Genomic DNA, 21,901 nt, shown 5'->3' with positions numbered 1-21,901 from the left:
GATTTGATGGAAACTCTTACCTTTCGCCATCCCCGACTGGTCGCCCTGATCATTTTAGTGCTTGTATCTGCAGGTCTGTCTTCGTTCCTATCACTTGGGCGGCAGGAAGATCCTACGATCACCAACCTCTTCGCAACTGTAACGACACAGTTCCCGGGTGCAGATCCAGAACGGGTTGAAGCGCTGGTGACTGCAGAAATCGAAGAAGAGCTGCGGAAAATCGCCGAGGTGGATGAGATCAGTTCTGTATCCCGTTCGGGCGTGTCGGTTGTTTCGGTAGAGTTGCTGGAAACGCTAGATGAAGCCACCATTGAGCAGGTTTGGGCCGAGGCTAGGGACGCCGTTGAAGATGCGCGCCAGATTTTTCCCACAGGAGTATTGCCACCGGAATTCGATGCCGAGGGCATTTCTGCCTATTCTGCGGTCATTGCAGTTGCGGCCAAGGATCCAGACTTTCCGTTAACTTTGCTGTCACGTCATGCCGAAGCACTGGGCGACAGATTGCGTGCGATACCTGCCACACGAGCAGTGGACTATTTCGGTCAGCCAGAAGAAGAGGTGCTCGTAAGTGTGGATATGGACAAGGCCGCTGCGCTTGGGCTTGGCGCTGCCGAGATTTCCCGGCGGATCACCGAAGCAGACGGAAAGGTTCAGTCTGGGCGGTTGCAATCTGATGTCGACCTGACCATCGGCGTCAGCGGAGAAATTGAGAGTTTGGATCGCATTCGGAGCATCGTCCTGCGTGAAAACGCAGGCGGTGCCGTGGTGAAGCTCGGAGATATTGCCAGCGTAGATCGTGGCGCACGCGAACCGCAGTCCTCAATCGCGTTCGCCAACGGAAAGCCCTCAGTTTTGGTCGGGATTCTGGCGCAGGACGGCGTACAGATCGACCGTTGGACAGGCTTCCTTCGGGATGAGCTTGATGCCGGCGCCGCGTCGGTTCCTTTGGGCATGCAGGAAATACTGCTATTTGATCAAAGCCAGTACACGACGGATCGTTTGTCAGAGGTTGGGGTCAACATGGCCATTGGCGTGGCTCTGGTCGTGGCAGTTTTGTTTGTTACGTTAGGGGTTCGGGCAGCCGCGATTGTGGCTTTGGTTTTGCCGGTTGTCTCCTTGGCGACCCTGGCGACGATGAACATGATTGGATTGCCAATTCATCAGATGTCTGTGACCGGACTGATTGTTGCCCTCGGACTGCTCGTTGACGCAGCCATCGTGATGACCGATGAAATCCGACGTCGTCTGCAGGATGGGATGGAGCGACTTGCAGCCGTGCGAGATGCTGTTCGCAGGTTGGCCGCGCCATTGCTGGCATCGACCGTGACAACGGCGCTTGCCTTCTCGCCGATATCGACGCGGGCTTCGTCCGGATGGTCGTGGTCTACAAGATCGACCGTCTGACCCGATCCCTCGCCGACTTTGCCAAGCTGGTTGAGCGCTTCGATGCCGCGGGCTGTTCCTTCGTCTCGGTCACCCAGGCCTTCAACACCGCTTCGTCCATGGGCCGACTGACCCTCAACGTTCTGTTGTCCTTTGCTCAGTTCGAGCGCGAGGTCACGGCCGAGCGGATCCGGGACAAGATCGCGGCCTCGAAGAAGAAAGGCCTCTGGATGGGTGGCGTGCCGCCGCTCGGGTACGATCCACATCCAGCTCCCAAAACCCGCGGCCTCGTCGTAAACACCGAAGACGCGGAAACGGTGCGCACGATCTTCGCGCTCTACGATGCCATCGGCTGCCTGAATGCGGTCATGCGTCGTGCAAGTGAGATCGGCCTACGCTCGAAGCGGCACAGCTTCAAATCCGGGCGTGTTCAGGGTGGAAATCTATTCTCACGCGGCCAGATCTATGCGGTTCTGCGCAACCCGATCTACATCGGCAAGATCCGCCATAAGACCCAGATCTGGGACGGACAGCATGAACCCATTCTCGACGAGGACCTATGGGAGAGAGTCCAGTCAAAGCTGCAGGTCGCCAGCGCGCGACCAAGGGGCCGGGATACAGCTACCCGGCAGCTCGGTGCAACGCCTGCTGCAGCACTCACCGGAAAGCTACGCGACGAAACCGGCGACCGCCTGACCCCAACGCACACCCGGAGGCATGGACGGCAGATCCGCTACTACGTCTCGAACCGGTTGATCTCAGGAGGTACGGATCCGCGAGGCTGGCGATTGCCCGCGCCGGCATTGGAACAGGCCGTAGCCAACGCCATTGCAGGGCACATCGGCGAGGTTGCCCGCCGCCACCAGATTTGCACAAGGCCCGATCTGCAGCGCAACAATGCCATCAAAGCAAAAGCACGACGACTCGCCAGTCGGCTCTCAGAGGGCGCGCCTGAACTTCTGCGGAAGATCTTGGACGATGGGCAGATTAAGAAGCAGAGCATTGTCTTGGGGCTGAATACAGATGGTCTGGCCGAGGCGTTGGAAATCCAGCCAAATGAGATGGACCGCGCGGTTCGGACGATCGAGGCTCCCTTCGAACTGCGCCGGCGCGGTGTCGAAGGAAAGATTGTCATCGGCGACCGTGAGCCCCAACCAGATCGTACGCTGCTTCGCGCTCTTTGCCATGCGCATATTTGGGTCGCTGAGTTGAGAGGCGGCAGGCCCCTCAGTGAGATCGCCGCTGCGACAGGGCATGCAGAATCCTACATTCGCACCCGATCGCAGCTGGCGTTCTTGTCGCCCGAGATCCAGGGCGCGATCCTCAAAGGACGTCAACCGACGGACCTGACCCTCGAACGGATTATCCGAAAACCGGTGCCGCTCGATTGGGTTGCCCAGGCCCGATTGTACGGCTTCGAAAGCGGTCAGTAACATCCCTGATCTGGACGTGGCGTTCCCTGTTCCTCCGAAAAATTTCCCTGATAATCGCGAAAATGTTCCCTGTTATTTTGCGCAGGGAATTCTTATGCAACGTACTGAAAACACGTGATGATTCAGGAGCCAAAATCAGCCAAAAGGCCCAAATCTGAAGTATTTCCCTGTTAATTCCCTGTTAGCAGGGAATTTTGGCCCTAACCGAAGCGCGTGATGGTGCTTTCAGAGACAGTGCTGGCAAATCGCGATTGAACAGGGAACTGCGGTCGTCTCTTTGGAGAATGGCATAGCCCAACCGCCCGGAAAAACGGGAGAAAACAGGGAAAGAAAGACTGTGCTGAAAGAGATAGGGGTGGGTGGCGGAGACGAAGGGATTCGAACCCTCGAGACGGTTTCCCGCCTACTCCCTTAGCAGGGGAGCGCCTTCGACCACTCGGCCACGTCTCCGCTGGCCGGTATATCCTTGCCGGACGGCCAGATACAAGGCGATTTTCAAAGGGTTTCGCATTTTTCTTCCCAGCACCATCCGATTGCCGGGAACGACGACGAAAACCCAACCGCTCTGGGGTTGGGGTGGGTGCACAGACGACCCAGGATCCCCCCCTCACCAACATCAATTTTAGAAAACTTGCCAAACATGTGCTGTTTAAGGCATATTTGATCAGACATAAACTTAATAAATTTAATATTTTGAATATATAGGGGGCACAAAACCGGGCAGTGAGCAATTTGCTCACCATACGAGCTATGGGGGAATGGAAGCTTGGCCTGGTTAAGAGTGCTATTCGTTTTAATGTGTCTATTGCTGGTGCCTGCACAGGTGCTGGCCAATATTGGAAAGGTGATTGGTGTCAAGCCAGGCGCGGAAATCACCCGAGGTGGAAAATCACAACCGTTGCTAGCCGGAATGGATGTCGCGTCGGGAGATTCGATCTCGACCGACGGGAATGGGCTGGTGCAACTGGTCTTTGTCGATGAAACCAAAATAGCCATCGGGCCGAATGCCAGTATGGTCCTGGACGTGACGATGCTGCGCGGCAATCGCAAGGCAAAATCATTTGCGGTGCAGGCATTGGGCGGCAGTTTCCGCTTCATTTCAGGCAAAAGCAAAAAGCGGGCCTATTCGATCAAGACCCCGACGGCGACGATGGCCGTGCGCGGGACAACGTTTGACATGTGGGTCATTCCGGGCGCTCAGAGCGCCATGTTGGTGCTCGAAGGCACGGTCCGCATGTGCGGAAATGGCGGTTTTTGCCACTCGGCAGGCAGACAGTGCAGTTTGTTTGCAACCAACCAGCGGGGTGGAGTCGGGCGTCCGGTGGATCAGGCACAATATGATCTGGCGCTACAAACCGGATTTCCCTTTATCCAATCTCAACAGGACCTGCTGAGCCCTCTGCAGGTCGGTATTGGTGGGTGCGCGGGCGAAGCGGCCCCCTTGCCCGTGCCCAAATCCGATCCGCCGCAGCCACCACAATTCGTGCAAGAATCAACGCCTCAACCGGTTGTGCTGCCTGAACCCCCGGCTCCCGAGCCACCCGTCCCGGATCCAGAACCGGATCCAGAGCCTGAACCTGAACCGGAACCTGAACCTGAACCTGAACCTGAACCCGACGTGAAAGGCAACCGTTCCGGTCAGGCCGACGGTTCCAATCCCGGCGGGCAGAGCGGCAACACGGATGGGTTTGACAATCCGGGGAAAGCCAAAGGTAAAGGTAAAGGCCGAGGCAAGGGCAAACGCGCCTGAATAGAAACGACGCCAGATTTAGTCGGAGGCCGACTTGCGTTTGAAATCCAAAGAGAGAACGGGACGGCGACGGGCGTTTCGCCTGGTCGGGCTTGGCCTGATTCTGTTTGGATGCTTCATCCGGATCATGGACCCTTACCCAGTGCGGATGTCGCGGATGATCTATTTCGATTTGCTGCAACGGATGTCGCCCCGCGAATACACACCTGACCTGCCGGTGCGAGTCGTGGATATTGACGAAGAGTCTCTGGCCAATTGGGGCCAATGGCCCTGGCCACGCACATTGCTGGCGCAGATGGTCCAGAACCTGGGTGAGAATGGCGCAGCGGCTATTGCTTTTGACATGCTGTTTGTCGAACCGGACCGATACTCACCCGCCCGGTTGCTCAACGACCCTGCGCTGGACGGCGTTCTGACCGTGGAACGTCATGCACAGAAGGTGGACTATGACGTGCTTTTCGGGCTCGAAGCCGCCCATTGGCCGGTGGTGATGGGCACGGCGGCTCGTATCTCGCAGGAGGGCAGCAATGTTGCCCCCAAGGCCGGGATCATCGAGATCGGAGAAGCACCGACCTCCGGATTGATCTCGGTCCCTCATTGGACCCCGATCGCGCCTCCCTTGGATCGCAGCGCTGCGGGGATTGGCGGGGTAAACGTCTCGCCACTGGGTGGTACCGGGATCATTAGACGCGTCCCAGTTTTGTGGGGCGGTCCGAACGGTCCGATGCCCGGTTTGGGGATCGAAGCGCTGAGGGTCGCGCTGGACGCACCGTTCATTCTGACCGAGGGCTCGGCAGATGAGGAAGGGATCATGCTCGCGGTTGAGCTGGGAGATTTCCGCCTGCCGACCACCGAAAACGGTGAGGTCTGGGTCAGGTATCGACATGACCAGCCGGACCTTTACCTATCGGCCGACAGGGTCATGCAAACCCCAGGTGATCCCGCACTCAGGGCGGAGATCGAAGGACGGATTATCCTTGTCGGTACCTCGGCGGCGGGTCTGTTCGACATGCATCAGACCGCGCTGGGCGAGTCGGTGCCGGGCGTGTCGATCCACGCGCAGTTGCTGGAGCAGATTTTTACAGGTGAAATGCTAAACCGGTCGGATGTGACGGCAGCACTGGAGCTGGTGTCTTTCGTATTGCTAGGCCTGATCGTGATTGCAGTGATGTCCAGTTTTGGCGCGGTCGCCTCATTCGTTGCTGGCGGGGTGGCAGCGGCCGCGGTTTTGGGCACCAGCTGGCTTGCTTTTCAGAACCAGCTCACCCTGTTTGACGTGACCTTTCCGCTGCTGGGTGGAATGGCCAATTTCGGCTTACTGGCGGGGTACCTATTTGTCACGACCGAGCGGGAAAAGCGGGAAATCCGGCAGGTGTTCTCACACTACGTTGCCCCGGAAATTCTGGATGAGATGGAGGTTTCGGGCCATCGCCTGCAACTGGGTGGCGAGACGCAGGAAATCACCGTCATGTTCTCGGACATCAGAGGGTTTACGCCGCTGTCTGAATCCGTGTCGGCCACTGATCTGGTGGCATTGCTGAATGAGCTGTTCTCACAGGTCGGAGATCAGATCCTGCACGAACGGGGAACCATCGACAAGTTCATTGGCGATGCGGTCATGGCGTTTTGGAACGCGCCGCTGCCAGTCGAGGATCATCCCTGCCGCGCCGCCCATTCAGCGCTGTTGATGCGGCAGGCCTTGATCCGGTTCAACGCCTCCGATGTCATGAAGGGTCGCCCACCGATCGCATTGGCGACAGGATGCGCCACCGGTCTGGCTTGTGTGGGCAATATCGGATCGCGCAGCCGGTTCAACTATACGGTCATTGGCGATGTGGTGAATGTGGCCGCTCGGATCGAACAAAGCTGCCGCCACGTGGAATATGACATCCTCGTTTCCAGCTCCGTCTACAAGGCCGCGCGGCAGGATCTGGCGATGCTCGAAGCTGGATTTGTCGATCTGAAGGGCAAGTCCGAGCTTGAGGCTGTTTTTCTTCTGGTTGGTAACACTACGCTGCGCACTTCGCCTAGGTTTATGGAACTCGCGGCGGCGCATGGCGATATGATCGCAGCCATTCGACAGCGGCAATCCTATGTGCAGATCAAGAAGCACTGCAACCTGTGCGCAACGCTGGCGACCGAGGTCGAACCGGGGCTTCGCCCGTTCTATCAAGCTGTTCCGGGTCGGGCGGCTGATTTCCGGTCAGATGTACAATCGGACCAGATCATGTTCAGCCACCGCGCACAGGCGAACCTGCCTTCGGCTTAGATCCGACCTGGTTACATCAGGTCGTTTTCCACATCCTCGGCGGAAATGCCCAAAGCGTCCAAACCGTTTTCCAGATGATCCGACAGATGTGGCGTTCCGATCAGGTAATCCGCGCAGGGGGTCGAGGCCTCGGACTTGGCGGTGGCGATGGCTTCGGCCAGATCTTCGGCGAAAAAGCTTTCGCGCCCGATCCACATGACCGCAACCAATTCGGCCTGCTCATCTTCGCCCATCCGGTCGATGAAAGCGCGCAGCTCGCCCTCGGCCCGGTCCAACTCACGTCCCATCATGGCGACCTGAGCGATTTTTCTTGCCGAGATTTCCAACATGTCCCAACTCCTCGTGTTCGCGGTCTCTATAGTACCACAACCACCCTCGCCGGGCAGAGTCTTTGATCTTACGCAAACTAGGGCCAGGAGCCATTAATCTTGCGCCACTGGTTTGACTGATTTTGGTTCTGACAAGGCACATCCTTGCTGGAATAGTGGTTCTATTTCTAAAGGATGTAACGCAGCTCAGAGGCAAAATCAGTCAAATCCTTCGGACGCGTGAACCACTGCAAAGCAGCGGCTTTGATCGCTTGAAATTGACACCGCCAGTCCCTGCGCGCCCAAAAGCACTGCTTTTTTGCCATTCGCGCGCCAGTGGCGCAAGATTAATGGCTCCTGACCCTAGGGCTCGCGAATGCGCGAAACCGGATGATTGGGCACGGGTGCATGGCGGAACGGACGAAAACGCGCCTTCTTCAACTTAAGCTTCAACGCCTGCCAAAGGATCAGGAAAAACGCGCGCCGCGCGCCGAAGGGACGCCGGACCAAGGACCATAGGATTGTCCGATCCGACAGCGGTGCGCGTGGGCCGCTGAGGGTCGCAATCAACCCGCCTTTCTCGCGGCCATAATCGATCCAGACACCCACCTTGTCAGGCCGATAGTCGAAGCGAAATGTATAAGATCCTTCGATTTTCTGGAACGGTGAGACATGCATCAACTTGTCCGCCACGATCCGGTCCGAGGGCTGAATGGGCGCGAAATTCGGGTTGTGGCACAGATAACTGTGCCGCGTGCCAAAGGTATTCGTTACCTCGGCCACGACAGCGTAAAGCTGATCATCCTCATCGAAACAGAACCAGAAGCTGACCGGGTTGAATACGTGACCCAGCACGCGCGGCTGCGTCAGCAGGGTCAGGGTTGCGGGTTGTGACACACCCAACTGTGTGAACTGATCGCGCAGCCAAGCAGCCCCCTGGCCTTTCCCCGGCGCACCGCCGTGATCGCGTTTGCGCCAGTTGACGATGTTCGCGCGGTCCAATGAAAACAAACGTGGCGTCTGAACCTCGGCCTCGGGGTTCAGCAGGATATAGTCGACCGAGTATCGGAAGGCATTTTCAATCGCCCCCTTCCGGCCATGATAAGTGTGGCCTGCGATATGGTCGATCCGGTTCATGCCACTTTTTCCAATCTGCCTGTAAACCGTTCAATCGGCGCTGTTTTCGCCCGTCCTTGGATATTCACATTACGCTGAAAACACTGCAACGGATTAAAATTATCTGTGAGAGTGATCCGACTTGGGACCTTCCACGTAATATGGTTATGTTTACCGAGAGCGATACCGCGCGCTTGGATGAACCGGTGGCCGATGGGCCCGTAGTGAGGCCATTGCGCGTCAAGCGACGCATCAAGGGACGACCGGTGAACCACGCAAACGGCAGTTGTGAGACCAGAACCGAATGGGTGGGCCATGTGGCCCGCATCCGGGACGCGCAGGATCAGGCGGCTTTTGCCGAGCTGTTTCAGCATTTTGCGCCTCGGGTTAAAGCGTTCCTGATCAAGTCGGGGTCGGATGCGGCCATGGCCGAGGAATGCGCTCAAGAGGTGATGGCGACCTTGTGGCACAAGGCGCATCTGTTCGACCCAACTCGGGCGACCGTGGCCACATGGGTGTTCACGATTGCACGGAACAAGCGCATCGATGTGCTGCGCAGGCAACGCCGCCCCGAGCCCGAAGATCTGGGATGGGGTCCCGAGGCCGAGCCGGATCAGCACGACGTCATGGCGCTGCAACAGGAAACCGCGCAGCTGCGCGACGCGTTGACCGCGTTGCCCGAGGCGCAAAGAGAGTTGATTGAAAAGGCCTATTTTGGCGACCTGAGTCATCGCGAGATCGCCTCGCAGACCGGATTGCCGCTGGGCACGATCAAATCACGTATTCGGCTGGCGCTGGACCGCTTGCGCCATGCTATGAACTGAGATGACGATGATGAGCAACAAGATCAAACATCACCTGACTGACGACCTGCTGATGGCCTATGCGGCAGGCACCCTTCCCGAGGCGTTCGACCTGATGGTCGCCACGCATCTGACCCTGTGCGACCATTGCCGCGCGCGGGCTGAAAGCTTTGACGCGGTGGGCGGGTGCGTGTTGCAGGAACAGGACGCCACCGTCAGCATGAACGACGGGTCGCTGGCCGCGACTATGGCGATGATCGCCCAAGGTGCCCCTGTTGCCAAGCCGGTGCGTCCGGGCTGTTCGGTCCTGCCGACTCCGTTACAGGATTATGTAGGCGGCAACGTCAATGACATCAAATGGCGATCGATCGGCATGGGCGTGAAACAGGCGATTCTGCCGACCACCCATGAGGCGACTGCGCGTTTGTTGTTCATTCCCGCCGGGGCTGCCGTGCCGGATCACAGCCACAATGGCATGGAATTGACGATGGTGCTGCAGGGCGCATTTTCGGATGAGGTCGACCATTTCGCACGTGGCGACGTGGAAATCGCAGATGAAGACCTGCACCACACGCCGACTGCAGATATTTCTGAGGATTGCATTTGTCTGGCCGTGACCGATGCGCCACTGAAATTCAACAAGCTGATGCCGCGCCTGTTCCAGCCGTTTCTACGGATCTGAAGATAGGTGTGCATCGTGCTCAACTGACCTTGCTGAACGGAGGGTTCTTGTATGATGAAACACCTGATCTTTGTCGCAGCGACCTTGGGGCTGACCTTCCCGGTCTCGGCCCAGAGTGTTGCCGAGGTCAAATTCCAACCCGGCAACTATGGCACGATGGTCAGCGGCACCATCACCGGGAATGAATATTTCGACTATTTGCTCGGCGCGCAGGCCGGGCAGGAGATGTTTGCCGAACTCAATGTCAGCGACACAAATGGCAACGGTGTGATCTATTTCAACATCCTGCCGCCGGGCAGCGAGGGCGAGGCAATTTATATCGGTTCCATCGACGGCAACACGGCGCGTATCAATCTGCCTCAAAACGGAAACTATACGATCCGGGTCTACCTGATGGGCAATGACCGCGATACCGGCAAGACAGTTGGCTATAATCTGGATCTGTCGATCCAGTAGCGCCTACCCCTCGGTCTTACCCAGGGGCACCACGTTGGTGTGATCGTCCGGGGCCAGTTCCTCGAAATCGAAATTGTCCAGCCGCTGCGCCCGGCGGCCAGCCTTTTCGGCGCTTATTTTGATATCTGAGATATCCTTGGCGGCCTGCCCGAAGTGTCGATCAAGGTTCGAGACGCGGTCGCCCAGACGTTCGACATCCTTGTGTAGCATGCCCAGTTCCTTGCGAATGGCACCGGCCTGTTCGCGCATCCTGGCGTCTTTCAGGATCGCGCGCATGGTGTTCAGCGTGGCCATGCAGGTGGTAGGTGACACGATCCAGACCCGTTTGCTGAAACTCTCCTGCACCAATTCGGGGAACTTTGCGTGCAACTCGGCATAGACTGCCTCGGACGGCAGGAACATCAGCGCGCCATCTGCGGTTTCGCCGTCCAAGATGTATTTCTCGGCAATGTCGTTGATATGTTTGCGCACGGTGCTTCGGAACATCTGCACCGCCGCTTTTAACTCGGCATCATTGGTGGACCCGATCAGCGCCTCATAAGCCTCAAGCGGGAATTTGCTGTCGATCACGATGGGACCCGGCGGGTTCGGCAGGTTTATCAGGCAATCGGCGCGCCGCCCGTTCGACAGCGTGGCCTGCAATTGGAAACTGTCCGAGGGCAGCGCCTTCGACACGATGTCATTCAGCTGAATTTCCCCAAACGCGCCGCGGGTCTGCTTGTTCGACAGGATATCCTGCAAGCTCAACACATCGCCCGACAGTTTGGTGATATTGTCCTGCGCCTTGTCGATGGCGGCGAGGCGCTCCTGCAATTGCGTCAGCGAGGTAGCGGTCTGTTTCGACGAGCCATGCAGCGACTCCTTCATCCGTTCCTGCATTTCGGCCAGCGCACGGGCAGATTTCATCGCGTTATCCGCCAGCCGGTCATTCATCTGCTGCTGGACTGAGGACAGGCGCGACTCAACCGTTTGAATCACCTGCACCTGCGCATTGGCCTGCGTGTCTGACACATGCTGGAGCCCCCCGCGCAATTGTTCCTGCCCCTGCCCCAATTGCTGCACATGCTGACCCAAATGCGCCATCTGCCGCGCCAGCGGCTCGGCCATGCGTGCCGACTGCTGCGCCGCCCGCAGTGACAGAAACAGCAGCAGCAGGATCAGCGCCACCACGCCGCCCCCAATCAGGATCACGGGGTCGTTCAGGGCGATTTGGGTGCCAGCAATCTCGATCATGTCGCCTCCGATGTTCTTGTTTTATTCTTCATATCGCGCGCACGCGGCGGGATCAACTGCGCCCGAACAGACGTTCGATATCTGACAGTTTCAGTTCCACATAAGTCGGCCGCCCATGGTTGCATTGACCGGAATGGGGCGTCGCCTCCATCTCGCGCAGCAAGGCGTTCATTTCCTCGGCTCGCATCCGACGGCCCGACCGGACCGAGCCATGACAGGCCACCCGGCTGAGGATCGCCTCGATCCGCGCCTGCACAGTCTGGCTTTCGCCCTGATCAGCCAGTTCATCAAGGATATCCAAGATCATCGCGCGGGCGTCGACTTCGCCCAGAATGGCCGGGGTTTCACGCACGGCGATGGCCCCGCCGCCGAAGGGTTCCAACATCAGGCCAAGTCGGGTCAGGTCGTCGGCCACGGCCAGCAGCCGCGCGCAGTCGCCGTCGGACAGTTCCACGATCTCGGGGATCAGCAGCGCCTGCGCGGCGACGCCGTTCTCAGCCATCTGGTGTTTGAGCTTCTCATAGACCAAGCGTTCATGCGCCGCGTGTTGATCGACGATCACCATGCCATCGGCGGTTTGGGCGATGATGTAATTTTCGTGCACCTGCCCGCGGGCCGCGCCCAAGGGCAAGTCCTGTGCCGGAGGTTCCTCCGCGGCGACCGGAGCGGGTTCGACAATGCTGCCGCTGTAATCCTGCGACAGTTCCGCAAAGCCCGGCGCCTGGGCCCGGTAGGCCGTGTGCCGCGCCGCTGCTGAGGGTCGATCCATTTGATACACCCGCGCCGGAGCGGGCTGCGCAGGCTGCGCCGCTTCCGGCCGCATCGCGCCCAAAGTCGCGTTTGCCACGGTCGAGGAAGCACGATGCCCTGCCTCGGCCAGCGCGTGGCGCAGGGCCGAGACGATCAGCCCCCGCGCTACGCCGGGATCGCGAAACCGGACCTCGGACTTCGCCGGATGCACGTTCACATCCACCAGCGTCGGGTCACAGTCTATGAACAGCGCCGCCGCCGGGTGGCGGTCACGGCTCAGGAAATCGAAATACGCCGCCCGCAGCGCCCCGGTCAGCATCTTGTCCCGCACCGGACGGCCATTGACGAACAGGTACTGCGCCACCGCAGCACCGCGCGAATAGGTCGGCAAGGCGGCGTATCCGTACAGCCTGATCCCCTCACGCGTAGCGTCGATCTGCAACGCGTTCTCGGCAAACTCGCGCCCGATCACGTGAGCCAGACGGGCGTGCAAGGCATCGAACAGATCGCCATTCTCTCGGTCGGCGCGGAAGGTCACGCGCCCCTCTCCCCCGCCCGATACATCGCGCAGGGTGAAGGTGATCGCGGGCTCTGCCATCGCCAGACGTTTCACGGTGTCGGTGATCGCCTGTGCCTCGGCCCGGTCGGTGCGCATGAATTTCAGCCGGGCGGGCGTGGCAAAGAACAAGTCGCGCAGCTCGACCACCGTGCCCGCGCGCAAGGCTGCGGGTTTCACCGCCTCCATTCTGCCACCCGAGACGTTAACCGACGCGGCCTCGGCCCCCGGCACGCGACTGGTAATGGTTAGTCGACCTACGGCCCCCAGCGAGGGCAGCGCCTCGCCCCGGAACCCAAATGTGTGGATGTTCAGCAGGTCCGAGCCGTCGATTTTCGAGGTCGCGTGCCGCGACAAGGCCAGCGGCAGATCATCCGCCGCAATCCCGCAGCCATCATCGGTGACGCGAATCAGCGTCTTGCCGCCATCGGCAATATCAATGGCAATTCGGGTCGATCCCGCATCAATCGCATTCTCGACCAGCTCTTTCACAGCCGAAGCGGGGCGCTCAACAACTTCACCCGCCGCGATACGGTTGATCGCTGCGTCGTCCAATTGCCGAATTACGGGACGGGAATCGCTGATATTGGGGTTTACCTGCGCCATACCCCCAGACCTAGCACAGGCACGCACGATTCTACCACTGGTTTGCAGAGGTCAATTTTCTGATTGAGGGGGCGTTCGGACAATCGTCGTGTCACCCAACAAAGCAACACAGAGGCAACGATTGTCCGAACGGTCCAATGTGAGTGGTGGTCGTTCGCTTGATGCGGCGTTCGTAGCACGAAACGGCTATTGAGGCTTGCGAACTCTGGCCAGTCAGTGGTGTTGGGCAAAGTTCAGCCGACATAAGCGCGCGTTTACGCCGATCCCGGCGCCCCGGCGCGCGTCCGGCATGGCCCCCAGATTGCCGCCACGGCCAGGATCAGCCCAGCTACCGTTGCGATCATGCCAGCCGCACTGACGGCATCCGCCATACCCAACCACAGGGGGCCATATCCGGCCAGCACATAGCCCAGCACGGCCGAGGTCACTGCAAAGGCGACGGACCAGGCGATTTGCGTTTCCAGCCGATTGGTCATCATCCGCGCGGCTGCGGGTGGGCAGATAAACATGGCGATCACGATGATCGACCCCACCGCATCAAACGCTGCTACGGCAGCGATGGCAGCGGTGATCACCAGCGCAAACCCAAGCGGGCCGGTCCGGATACCGATGGTGCGGGCAAAGCCCTCGTCGAAGGTAGAGATCTTGAGCGGCCGCCAGAACAGCCATGTAAACACAGACACCGCAGCCAGCGTCAGTGCGATGCGCAACAGTTCAGGCGGCAGGCCCGCCAGTGCGTCAATATCCAAAAGCGACGACCAACCCACTGCGTCCAGCCAGATCAGGCTTTCCAGATTGCCGTAAAGCGCATGTTCCACGTCCAGATGCACGGTCGAAGTATCGGTCTGCTCCAGCAATAGCACCCCGGCGGCGAACATGGTGGTAAAGACCACACCCATCGCGGCACCGGATTCGATCTGGCCCAGCCTCCGAATCGCCTCGATCATCACCACGGCGACAACCGCGGCCCCTGCCGCACCCAGCATCATGGGCCAGGTCGAGATCACTCCGGTCAGGATAAAGGCCACCACAATTCCCGGCAGCACCACATGGCTGATCGCATCGCCAATCAGCGCCTGTTTGCGCAGCACCAGAAAGTTGCCCGGTAACGCGCAGGCAATCGCCGCAAAAGTGCCAATCAGCAAGGGCGTTAAGGACAGGGGTACAAACTCTTCACCGCTCATGCCACCACCCCCTGCGGGCCGCCGATCTGGCGATCGATCTCAGCGATCTGGTCGCGGGTCAGGACGGTCTCAATATCACGCAACCCGTCATAGAGCGCGGCTGTCGCCTCATGCGCCTGATCGGCGCGGACGATTTCCCAGCGTTTCTCATCCCGTAGGGCCTTGGCGGCGCGCGCCTTTCCGACCTCGGTCGCGACGCCGTCGGCGCGGGCCAGACCTGCGCGTTTCAACAGGCGCAGGGTCAGGGGTTCGTAGATCTTCTGCCCCTGCGCCAACGCCAGCAGGCCTTGACGAATATGAACCCGGCGCTGAAAGCGCAGATGACGCAGCACGGCGGCCAGAACGCCACGCACCGGAGCAAGCAACAGCGACAGGGCAAACAGGGCAAAGCTGACCAGCACGATGATCGGACCCGTCGGCAGGTTCGGGGCCGAGGCCGACAGCGCCGCGCCGACATAGCCCGAGACCCCTCCGGCGACCCCGGCCAACAGGACCACCCGGTCGGACCGTTCAGTCCAGAACCGTGCCGTGACGGCAGGGATGATCAACAATGCCACGATCAGGATCAGTCCGACGATTTTCAAGCCGACCACGGTGACGGCCATCACCAGCCCCATCATCGCAAGGTCGATGCGATGCACCGGCAGCCCTCGGGCGGCAGCATATTCAGGGTCAAAGGCCACCATCGTCATGGGTCGGCGCAGGATCATCACCAGTACCAGCGTCGCAGCGCCTCCGACAGCGATGATCAGTGCATCCGCCCACAGCATCCCGGCGGTCGAGCCCAACAGGAACCCTTCCAACCCCGCCTGACGACCCACGCCCATAGTCTGGATCACAGTCAGCAGTACGATACCGAAGCCAAAGAACACCGACAGAACCGCGCCGATCGCGGCATCCTCGGCCAACCGCGTGTGGCGGGTCAGCCAGTTCATGCACAGCAGGCCCACCCAAGCCGACAGGGCCGAACCAGCCAGCAGTCCCAGCAGGTTGCGTCCGTCGCCGCCAAAGGCAACCAGCACCATGAAGGCCAGACACACACCGGGCAGCGTTGCATGGCTGATCGCATCGCTGACCAGCGCGCGTTTGCGAAGAAACAGGAACGTGCCCGTCACCCCCGCCGACACGCCCAGCAGCGCAGCCCCAATGGCAACAAGCGAGGCGTTATAGCCCAGCTGAAGGGTCAGAGCGTCCCAAAGCATGGATTATCCCAGCGCGCGCGAAATCTGGTCGATCTGAGCGGTGGCCAGACGGCCCCCATAGGCGGCCTGCAAAGTCTCGGCTGTGAAAGCCTGATTCACAGGACCTTCCGCCACCTTGCTGGTATTGATCAGGAAGACATGGTCGAAATAGTCGGTGACGGTGGCCAGATCGTGATGCACGACGACCACGGTCTTCCCAGCCTCTTTCAGCGCTTTCAGCACTGCAATGATGGCCTTTTCGGTGGCCGCATCGACCCCGGCAAAGGGTTCGTCCAGTAGGTACAGATCAGCATCCTGCGCCAGAGCGCGCGCCAGAAACACCCGCTGTTGCTGACCGCCCGAAAGCTGACCGATCTGACGGTCCGCGAAATCACGCATGCCGACACGGTTCAGGCAATCCATCGCACAAGCCATATGCCGAGCACGAACACGGCCCAACAGACCCAACTCGCGCGAGAAGCCCATCAGCACCACGTCGATCACGCGGGTCGGGAAATCCCAATCCACGCTGGCGCGCTGCGGGACATAGGCGATGTGGGCGCGTTGGGACTCGAGCGGTTGACCGTTGACCGTTACCAGCCCCGAAAGCGGCGACACGATCCCCAGCGCGGCTTTCAACAAAGTCGACTTGCCCGCGCCGTTTGGCCCGATAATGGCCGTCATCGCGCCGGGCTGCACCGTCATATCCACCGAGAACACAGCGGGTTTCTGACCGTAGGACACAGTCAGACCGCGAATGGCCAGCGGACTTCGTTCAATCCCGTTGTCCTGAACGGATACGCCCTGATGTGCTGCAAGCTCCAGCATCGCTCAAAACCCCGCCGACAGTTTGCCGTTCATGCCCAGCGCCGGCGCATCCGCACCCAATGCAGTGGCAATGACGGTGATATTGTGATCCAGCATTCCGATATAGGTGCCCTCATAGGTGCCCGGCTCGCCCATGGCGTCGGAATACAGCTCTCCGCCCACATCCACCTGATGCCCCTTGGCCGCGGCACCTTCGATCAGCGCACGAATGGATCGGTCCGAAACCGAGCTTTCCACGAACACCGCCGTCAATTTCTGATCAACCAGCGTATCGACCAGTTCGCCGATCCGGTTCAGACCAGCCTCGGACTGGGTCGAGATGCCCTGAATGCCCAGCACCGCATAGCCGTATTCCGCACCGAAATAGCCAAATGCGTCGTGGGCCGTCACCAGAATGCGGTTGTCCTTCGGGACGGCGGCCAGCATCCGTTTCCCATAGGCTTCCAACTGGGCAATCTCGGCAAGATGGGCCTGCGCATTGGCGGCGAAAAACTCGGCCGCTTCGGGGCGGGTGTCAGTCAGCGCATTTTGCACCTGAACTACAATGTCGCGCCACAGGGCCGGGCTCATCCACACATGCGGGTCGAATTTGTCGGCGTAATCATCATGGGCGCGCAGCTTGGACGTGTCGATCCCTTCGGCAACGGCCACCACGTTGCGCTTGCGAGACAGGTCGTGGAAGAAATCCTCCATTTGCGCTTCAAGATACAGGCCGTGCCATAGGATAAGATCTGCGCGGGTCATTTCGACGATATCGCTGCGGGTCTGGCGATAAGCGTGCGGGTCTACACCGGGGCCCATCAGGCCCTTGACCTCGACCTGGTCCCCACCGACCTGACGCACGGCATCTGCAATCATACCGGTTGTCGCCACCACTTTAAGCGGCGTTTCGGCCAGCGCCGAGATAGGCAGAGCAACGGCAAAAGCCAGCGCTGCAAGAAAGCTACGACGAATCATGTCAGACCCCGATCTGATATCCCCATGACCGTTAATATGCGAACCATTCGCAACTTAGTCAATGCTATTGCGAATTATTCGCAAAAAAGGCGGCCATATTTGTCCATTTGGTCAAAAAAATGGCAGAAACGCACTCGCTTGCCCTTTTCTTTAGACGCAACCCATGCGATTTTGGCGCAAATCTCCCAAAGGACGCGATGATGGAAACGCAGAGCCCCGTGCGCACCGCGCATCTGCCGCAAGTGACCGAACCCCGCAATCCGGGTATGGATCTGGATTTGGACTGGGTGCGCGCCGTGCAGGCCAACACCTCAGCCATTGAACGCCGTGCCGCCACCCTGCCCGGTCGTCGCTCTGTAAAGAAAGATTATCAGGCCGCTTGGCTGCTGAAGGCAATCACGATGATCGACCTAACCACTTTGTCGGGCGATGACACGGTGGGCCGCGTGCGCCGCTTGTGCGCCAAGGCGCGTCAGCCTGTAGCCCCCGCGCTATTGCAAGCGATGGACATGCCGCCGATCACCACGGGTGCGGTTTGTGTCTATCACGACATGATCGAACCAGCTGTTGCGGCGCTAAAAGGCACTGGCATTCCGGTGGCTGCTGTCTCGACCGGGTTCCCTGCGGGTCTGTCCCCCTTCCATCTGCGCGTGGCCGAGATCGAAGAAAGCGTAAAGGCCGGGGCCGAGGAAATCGACATCGTGATCTCGCGCCGTCACGTGCTGTCAGGCGACTGGCAGGCTCTGTATGACGAGATGAAGGCTTTCCGTACCGCCTGTGGCGACGCCCATGTCAAAGCCATTCTGGCGACCGGAGAATTGGGCAGCCTGCGCAATGTCGCTCGCGCCTCGGTCGTGTGCATGATGGCGGGGGCGGATTTCATCAAGACCTCGACCGGCAAGGAAAGCGTTAACGCCACCCTGCCCGTCTCTCTGGTGATGATCCGCGCTATCCGCGACTACTATGACCTCACAGGATACCGCGTCGGCTACAAACCTGCGGGCGGGATTTCCAAAGCCAAGGATGCGCTGGTCTATCTGTCGCTGATCAAGGACGAGCTGGGCGATCGCTGGCTGGAGCCGGACCTGTTCCGCTTTGGTGCGTCCTCGCTGCTTGGCGATATCGAGCGGCAGTTGGAACATTATGTCACCGGGGCGTACTCGGCTGGCTACCGTCACTCCATGGGCTGAGGACAAGAACAATGACAGTCAAAGAGATTTTCGAAACCATGGATTACGGCCCCGCCCCCGAAAGCGCAGCCGAGGCGCTGGCTTGGCTGGTCGATCAGGGTGACAAATTCGGCCACTATATCGACGGGGCCTTTACCAAACCCGGCAAAGGGTTTGACAGCCGTAACCCGGCGACCGGAGAGGTGCTGGCCAAGCTGACCCAAGCCAAACTGACCGATGTGGATGCCGCGGTGGCTGCCGCCCGGAAAGCACAGCCCAAGTGGGAGAAACTGGGCGGCGCGGGGCGTGCGCGGTATCTCTATGCCATTGCGCGGCTGTTGCAGAAACATTCGCGTTTGTTTGCGGTGCTGGAAAGCCTCGACAACGGCAAACCGATCCGCGAATCGCGGGACATCGACATCCCCTTAGCCCAGCGGCATTTCTATTACCACGCAGGCATGGCGCAGTTGATGGAGAGCGAGTTGCCTGATGCACAAGCTTTGGGCGTGTGCGGACAGATCATCCCGTGGAACTTCCCGCTGCTGATGCTGGCGTGGAAGATCGCGCCAGCGCTGGCGATGGGAAATACGGTGGTCCTGAAACCTGCCGAGTATACCTCGCTGACAGCCCTGCTGTTTGCCGATATCTGCACGCAGGCTGGGTTGCCCAAGGGTGTGGTCAATATCGTCACCGGTGATGGCGCGGTGGGTGAGATGATCGTAAACGCTGACGTGGACAAGATTGCCTTTACCGGCTCGACCGCCGTGGGGCGGCGCATCCGCGAGGCAACCGCTGGATCCGGCAAGGAACTGACGTTGGAGCTGGGCGGCAAGTCCGCCTATATCGTGTTCGACGACGCCGATATCGATTCAGCTATCGAGGGGCTGGTCGATGCGATCTGGTTCAATCAGGGTCAGGTCTGTTGTGCGGGTTCGCGCCTGCTGGTGCAGGAAGGCATCGCCGATCGCTTCCACGCCAAGCTGCGCGCGCGGATGGACGGCTTACGCATTGGCAATCCGCTGGACAAATGCATCGACGTGGGCGCAGTTGTGGACCCGATCCAGTTGCAGACGATCAAAGGCATGGTCGACAGCAACACCGTAGGTGAGGTTTATCAGGCGGCCTGCGCACTGCCCGAAAATGGCTGTTTTTACCCGCCTACACTGATTTCCGGCCTCGAAACCTCGGACCCTTTGATGCAGGAGGAAATATTTGGCCCTGTTCTGGTCTCCTCGACATTTCGCACGCCTACTGAGGCGGTCGAACTGGCCAATAACACCCGCTACGGGCTGGCCGCGACGGTCTGGACCGAGAATGTGAACCTCGCGCTGGATATCGCGCCCAAGCTGGTTGCGGGCGTGGTCTGGGTGAATGCCACCAACCTGTTCGACGCCGCCGCCGGGTTCGGCGGAGTACGCGAAAGCGGCTTTGGCCGTGAGGGCGGATGGGAAGGCCTGGCCGCCTATACCAAACCCAAAGGCAAGACCAAGCCTCTGACCAAGGTCGAGGCCGCGACGGGTGAAGGCGCGCCGGTTGATCCCATTGACCGCACCGCCAAAATGTATGTTGGCGGCAAGCAGGCGCGACCGGACAGCGGATATTCAAAACCCGTCTGGGGCAAATCAGGCCTTCTGGGTCATGTGGGTCTGGCCAACCGCAAAGACGTGCGCAACGCGGTAGAAGCCGCGGCGGGCGCGAAAGGCTGGGCCAAGACCACCGGCCATCTGCGGGCGCAGATCCTGTATTATATCGGCGAAAACCTCTCGGCCCGCGCAGATGAATTCGCCGCGCGGATCGACGCCATGACCGGCGGCAAGACCGGCGCGGCTGAGATTGAGACCTCGATCCAGCGCCTGTTCACCGCCGCTGCATGGGCCGACAAATATGACGGTCAGGTGCATGGCGTTCCGATCCGGGGTGTTGCCCTTGCGATGAAGGAACCCGTTGGTGTGATTGGCGCGCTGTGCGCGGATGAGGCGCCTTTGCTGGGCCTGATCTCGGCCATGGCCCCGGCGATTGCGATGGGCAACCGGGTGGTGCTGGCGGCCTCCGAGCCCTATCCGCTGGCAGCAACGGATTTCTACCAGATCCTCGAAACTTCGGACGTGCCTGCGGGCGTGGTCAATATCCTGACCGGCAGCCACGCGGAGCTGGCCAAACCCCTGGCCGCGCATCTGAATGTGGATGCGGTCTGGTCATTCTCATCGACCGATCTGTCGGCCGAGATTCAGAAAGCCTCGGCGGGGAATCTCAAACGGACATGGGTCAACAATGGGGCCGCGACAGACTGGAACGCGGATCAAACGCGCCGCTTCCTGCAAGCCTCGACCGAGGTCAAAAACATCTGGGTGCCCTACGGCGAGTAGGCCCCCAGAACCGAACCCAGTGGTGCATATGCGCGAAAACACGAGCATATCACCGATTAACATGTGAATTCGTTCATATACAGATAACCCCACGTCCCTCAGCGTGGACCCATTCCAGATGAGGGTGGGCCCGATCATGCTGAATATCCCGTTTGAAATTCCTGACTACATACAACTGACCACAATGGTCGGTGTCTTCGGCGCGGGGCTTTATATCCTGAACTATTTTCTGCTTCAGATGGGCATCGTGCGCGGCACTGGTGTGACCTATCCGGTGCTGGTGATTGTCGCTGCCAGTTGCGTGCTGATCAGCATGATGCGCGAGTTCAATCTGGCAGGCTCGATCATCCAGATGGCCTATATCTCGATCTCAGTTCTAGGCTTGCTGCGCGGGTACCTGTCACGTCATCTGGTGCGTTTTTCCGACGCCGAACAACAGTTCATCGCGCATCATCTGGAGACGTTGAAACCGCATCAAGCCCGGCGGCTGCTGAACACCGCAACTATTCAGGAGTTCCCGGCGGGCAGCAAGCTGATCGAAGAGGGCAAGACCACCGATTTTCTGGGTTTCGTCCTCAGCGGACAAACAACCATCCTGAAGGACGATCAGGTGATCAACCGCTGCGGGGCTGACGAAATACTGGGCGAGTTGACATTTAGCCTGGGATTGCCCGCAACGGCCACGGTAAAGGCCACCGAGCCCACCACCTGCCTAGTATTCGACAATATCCAACTCACGCGCTTGCTGCGCCGGAATCGCCATATCGACGATGCGTTGAAGGCCGCGCATTTCAGACATGCGCGGCAAAAACTGCTGAGCAGCAACAAACACACCCTTCGGGCGCAGAACAGCTCGGTCGCAGCCTAGGCG

Annotated in this window: 18 protein-coding genes and 1 tRNA gene; 10 read left to right on the top strand and 9 right to left on the bottom strand. The window is 59.6% G+C overall.

The genetic code is table 11. The features are described from left to right. The first annotated feature begins 6 nt into the window (after positions 1–6). A complete protein-coding gene (locus ACR0L1_RS08145; protein WP_480858161.1) occupies positions 7–1,404 on the top strand; it encodes an efflux RND transporter permease subunit in 1,398 nt (465 codons plus the stop codon). Continuing rightward, positions 1,374–2,816 carry a recombinase family protein gene (locus ACR0L1_RS08140; RefSeq protein ID WP_480858159.1) on the top strand — a complete coding sequence of 481 codons (1,443 nt, stop codon included), beginning with the start codon at positions 1,374–1,376 and terminating at the stop codon, positions 2,814–2,816. The genes ACR0L1_RS08145 and ACR0L1_RS08140 overlap by 31 nt, the downstream gene beginning before the upstream one ends. A 360-nt stretch (positions 2,817–3,176) precedes the next feature. Here the strand turns inward: ACR0L1_RS08140 and ACR0L1_RS08135 are convergent. Then, a tRNA-Ser gene (locus tag ACR0L1_RS08135) sits at positions 3,177–3,266 on the bottom strand. A 346-nt stretch (positions 3,267–3,612) separates the two neighbouring features. Between ACR0L1_RS08135 and ACR0L1_RS08130 the strand changes: the two genes are divergently transcribed. Both ACR0L1_RS08130 and ACR0L1_RS08125 read left to right on the top strand, forming a co-directional pair. After that, positions 3,613–4,566 (top strand): FecR family protein, encoded by a 954-nt coding sequence (locus ACR0L1_RS08130; RefSeq protein ID WP_480858157.1) that lies wholly within the window; start codon positions 3,613–3,615, stop codon positions 4,564–4,566. Between the two features lie 34 nt (positions 4,567–4,600). Then, entirely contained in the window at positions 4,601–6,835 is a 2,235-nt protein-coding gene (locus ACR0L1_RS08125; RefSeq protein ID WP_480858155.1) for a CHASE2 domain-containing protein, read from the top strand. An 11-nt stretch (positions 6,836–6,846) separates the two neighbouring features. Here ACR0L1_RS08125 and ACR0L1_RS08120 read toward each other — a convergent pair whose 3' ends face one another. Continuing rightward, a complete protein-coding gene (locus ACR0L1_RS08120; RefSeq protein ID WP_170408475.1) occupies positions 6,847–7,164 on the bottom strand; it encodes a DUF3775 domain-containing protein in 318 nt (105 codons plus the stop codon). A gap of 342 nt (positions 7,165–7,506) precedes the next feature. Continuing rightward, complete coding sequence (locus ACR0L1_RS08115; protein ID WP_170789585.1) at positions 7,507–8,280, bottom strand: DUF1365 domain-containing protein; 774 nt, start codon at positions 8,278–8,280, stop codon at positions 7,507–7,509. A gap of 146 nt (positions 8,281–8,426) precedes the next feature. Between ACR0L1_RS08115 and ACR0L1_RS08110 the strand changes: the two genes are divergently transcribed. The 3 genes from ACR0L1_RS08110 to ACR0L1_RS08100 are packed head-to-tail and all read left to right on the top strand — an operon-like array spanning position 8,427 to position 10,200. Continuing rightward, the gene (locus tag ACR0L1_RS08110; RefSeq protein ID WP_170773067.1) at positions 8,427–9,083 is read left to right on the top strand and encodes a sigma-70 family RNA polymerase sigma factor; all 657 of its coding nucleotides are present in this window, start codon (positions 8,427–8,429) and stop codon (positions 9,081–9,083) included. 10 nt (positions 9,084–9,093) lie between these two features. Further along, positions 9,094–9,744 carry a ChrR family anti-sigma-E factor gene (locus tag ACR0L1_RS08105; RefSeq protein ID WP_170789584.1) on the top strand — a complete coding sequence of 217 codons (651 nt, stop codon included), beginning with the start codon at positions 9,094–9,096 and terminating at the stop codon, positions 9,742–9,744. A 54-nt stretch (positions 9,745–9,798) separates the two neighbouring features. Next, the gene (locus tag ACR0L1_RS08100; protein WP_480858153.1) at positions 9,799–10,200 is read left to right on the top strand and encodes a hypothetical protein; all 402 of its coding nucleotides are present in this window, start codon (positions 9,799–9,801) and stop codon (positions 10,198–10,200) included. Positions 10,201–10,203: 3 nt separating this feature from the next. Here the strand turns inward: ACR0L1_RS08100 and ACR0L1_RS08095 are convergent, their stop codons facing one another. From ACR0L1_RS08095 to ACR0L1_RS08070, 6 genes are all read right to left on the bottom strand, one after another. Continuing rightward, positions 10,204–11,433 (bottom strand): DNA recombination protein RmuC, encoded by a 1,230-nt coding sequence (locus ACR0L1_RS08095; RefSeq protein ID WP_480503401.1) that lies wholly within the window; start codon positions 11,431–11,433, stop codon positions 10,204–10,206. A gap of 52 nt (positions 11,434–11,485) precedes the next feature. Then, positions 11,486–13,345: a DNA mismatch repair endonuclease MutL gene (gene mutL / locus ACR0L1_RS08090; protein ID WP_480858151.1), complete on the bottom strand. Its 1,860-nt coding sequence runs from the start codon at positions 13,343–13,345 to the stop codon at positions 11,486–11,488. A gap of 254 nt (positions 13,346–13,599) precedes the next feature. Next, a complete protein-coding gene (locus tag ACR0L1_RS08085) occupies positions 13,600–14,529 on the bottom strand; it encodes a metal ABC transporter permease (RefSeq protein ID WP_480858149.1) in 930 nt (309 codons plus the stop codon). Then, positions 14,526–15,731 (bottom strand): metal ABC transporter permease, encoded by a 1,206-nt coding sequence (locus tag ACR0L1_RS08080; RefSeq protein WP_480858147.1) that lies wholly within the window; start codon positions 15,729–15,731, stop codon positions 14,526–14,528. The genes ACR0L1_RS08085 and ACR0L1_RS08080 overlap by 4 nt, the downstream gene beginning before the upstream one ends. A gap of 3 nt (positions 15,732–15,734) precedes the next feature. Then, the gene (locus ACR0L1_RS08075) at positions 15,735–16,538 is read right to left on the bottom strand and encodes a metal ABC transporter ATP-binding protein (protein ID WP_480858145.1); all 804 of its coding nucleotides are present in this window, start codon (positions 16,536–16,538) and stop codon (positions 15,735–15,737) included. A gap of 3 nt (positions 16,539–16,541) precedes the next feature. Continuing rightward, positions 16,542–17,495, bottom strand: a complete 954-nt coding sequence (locus ACR0L1_RS08070; protein ID WP_480858143.1) for a metal ABC transporter solute-binding protein, Zn/Mn family — start codon at positions 17,493–17,495, stop codon at positions 16,542–16,544. Between the two features lie 200 nt (positions 17,496–17,695). Between ACR0L1_RS08070 and deoC the strand changes: the two genes are divergently transcribed. From deoC to ACR0L1_RS08055, 3 genes are all read left to right on the top strand, one after another. Further along, a complete protein-coding gene (gene deoC, locus ACR0L1_RS08065) occupies positions 17,696–18,685 on the top strand; it encodes a deoxyribose-phosphate aldolase (RefSeq protein WP_480858141.1) in 990 nt (329 codons plus the stop codon). An 11-nt stretch (positions 18,686–18,696) separates the two neighbouring features. Then, positions 18,697–21,030: an aldehyde dehydrogenase family protein gene (locus tag ACR0L1_RS08060; protein WP_480858139.1), complete on the top strand. Its 2,334-nt coding sequence runs from the start codon at positions 18,697–18,699 to the stop codon at positions 21,028–21,030. 136 nt (positions 21,031–21,166) lie between these two features. After that, positions 21,167–21,898: a cyclic nucleotide-binding domain-containing protein gene (locus ACR0L1_RS08055; protein ID WP_480503411.1), complete on the top strand. Its 732-nt coding sequence runs from the start codon at positions 21,167–21,169 to the stop codon at positions 21,896–21,898. The last annotated feature ends 3 nt before the right edge of the window (positions 21,899–21,901 follow it).

This window comes from Ruegeria sp. J8 (assembly GCF_056531925.1).
This window is presented reverse-complemented; position numbering and strand designations above follow the sequence as displayed.

Bases quoted from the DNA above. Each gene is read 5' to 3' on its own strand.
- ACR0L1_RS08145 (WP_480858161.1), top strand. From the start codon at position 7: ATGGAAACTCTTACCTTTCGCCATCCCCGACTGGTCGCCCTGATCATT.
- ACR0L1_RS08140 (WP_480858159.1), top strand. From the start codon at position 1,374: ATGGTCGTGGTCTACAAGATCGACCGTCTGACCCGATCCCTCGCCGAC.
- ACR0L1_RS08130 (WP_480858157.1), top strand. From the start codon at position 3,613: ATGTGTCTATTGCTGGTGCCTGCACAGGTGCTGGCCAATATTGGAAAG.
- ACR0L1_RS08120 (WP_170408475.1), bottom strand. From the start codon at position 7,164: ATGTTGGAAATCTCGGCAAGAAAAATCGCTCAGGTCGCCATGATGGGA.
- ACR0L1_RS08115 (WP_170789585.1), bottom strand. From the start codon at position 8,280: ATGAACCGGATCGACCATATCGCAGGCCACACTTATCATGGCCGGAAG.
- ACR0L1_RS08110 (WP_170773067.1), top strand. From the start codon at position 8,427: ATGTTTACCGAGAGCGATACCGCGCGCTTGGATGAACCGGTGGCCGAT.
- ACR0L1_RS08105 (WP_170789584.1), top strand. From the start codon at position 9,094: ATGAGCAACAAGATCAAACATCACCTGACTGACGACCTGCTGATGGCC.
- ACR0L1_RS08100 (WP_480858153.1), top strand. From the start codon at position 9,799: ATGAAACACCTGATCTTTGTCGCAGCGACCTTGGGGCTGACCTTCCCG.
- ACR0L1_RS08095 (WP_480503401.1), bottom strand. From the start codon at position 11,433: ATGATCGAGATTGCTGGCACCCAAATCGCCCTGAACGACCCCGTGATC.
- mutL (WP_480858151.1), bottom strand. From the start codon at position 13,345: ATGGCGCAGGTAAACCCCAATATCAGCGATTCCCGTCCCGTAATTCGG.
- ACR0L1_RS08085 (WP_480858149.1), bottom strand. From the start codon at position 14,529: ATGAGCGGTGAAGAGTTTGTACCCCTGTCCTTAACGCCCTTGCTGATT.
- ACR0L1_RS08080 (WP_480858147.1), bottom strand. From the start codon at position 15,731: ATGCTTTGGGACGCTCTGACCCTTCAGCTGGGCTATAACGCCTCGCTT.
- ACR0L1_RS08075 (WP_480858145.1), bottom strand. From the start codon at position 16,538: ATGCTGGAGCTTGCAGCACATCAGGGCGTATCCGTTCAGGACAACGGG.
- ACR0L1_RS08070 (WP_480858143.1), bottom strand. From the start codon at position 17,495: ATGATTCGTCGTAGCTTTCTTGCAGCGCTGGCTTTTGCCGTTGCTCTG.
- deoC (WP_480858141.1), top strand. From the start codon at position 17,696: ATGGAAACGCAGAGCCCCGTGCGCACCGCGCATCTGCCGCAAGTGACC.
- ACR0L1_RS08060 (WP_480858139.1), top strand. From the start codon at position 18,697: ATGACAGTCAAAGAGATTTTCGAAACCATGGATTACGGCCCCGCCCCC.
- ACR0L1_RS08055 (WP_480503411.1), top strand. From the start codon at position 21,167: ATGCTGAATATCCCGTTTGAAATTCCTGACTACATACAACTGACCACA.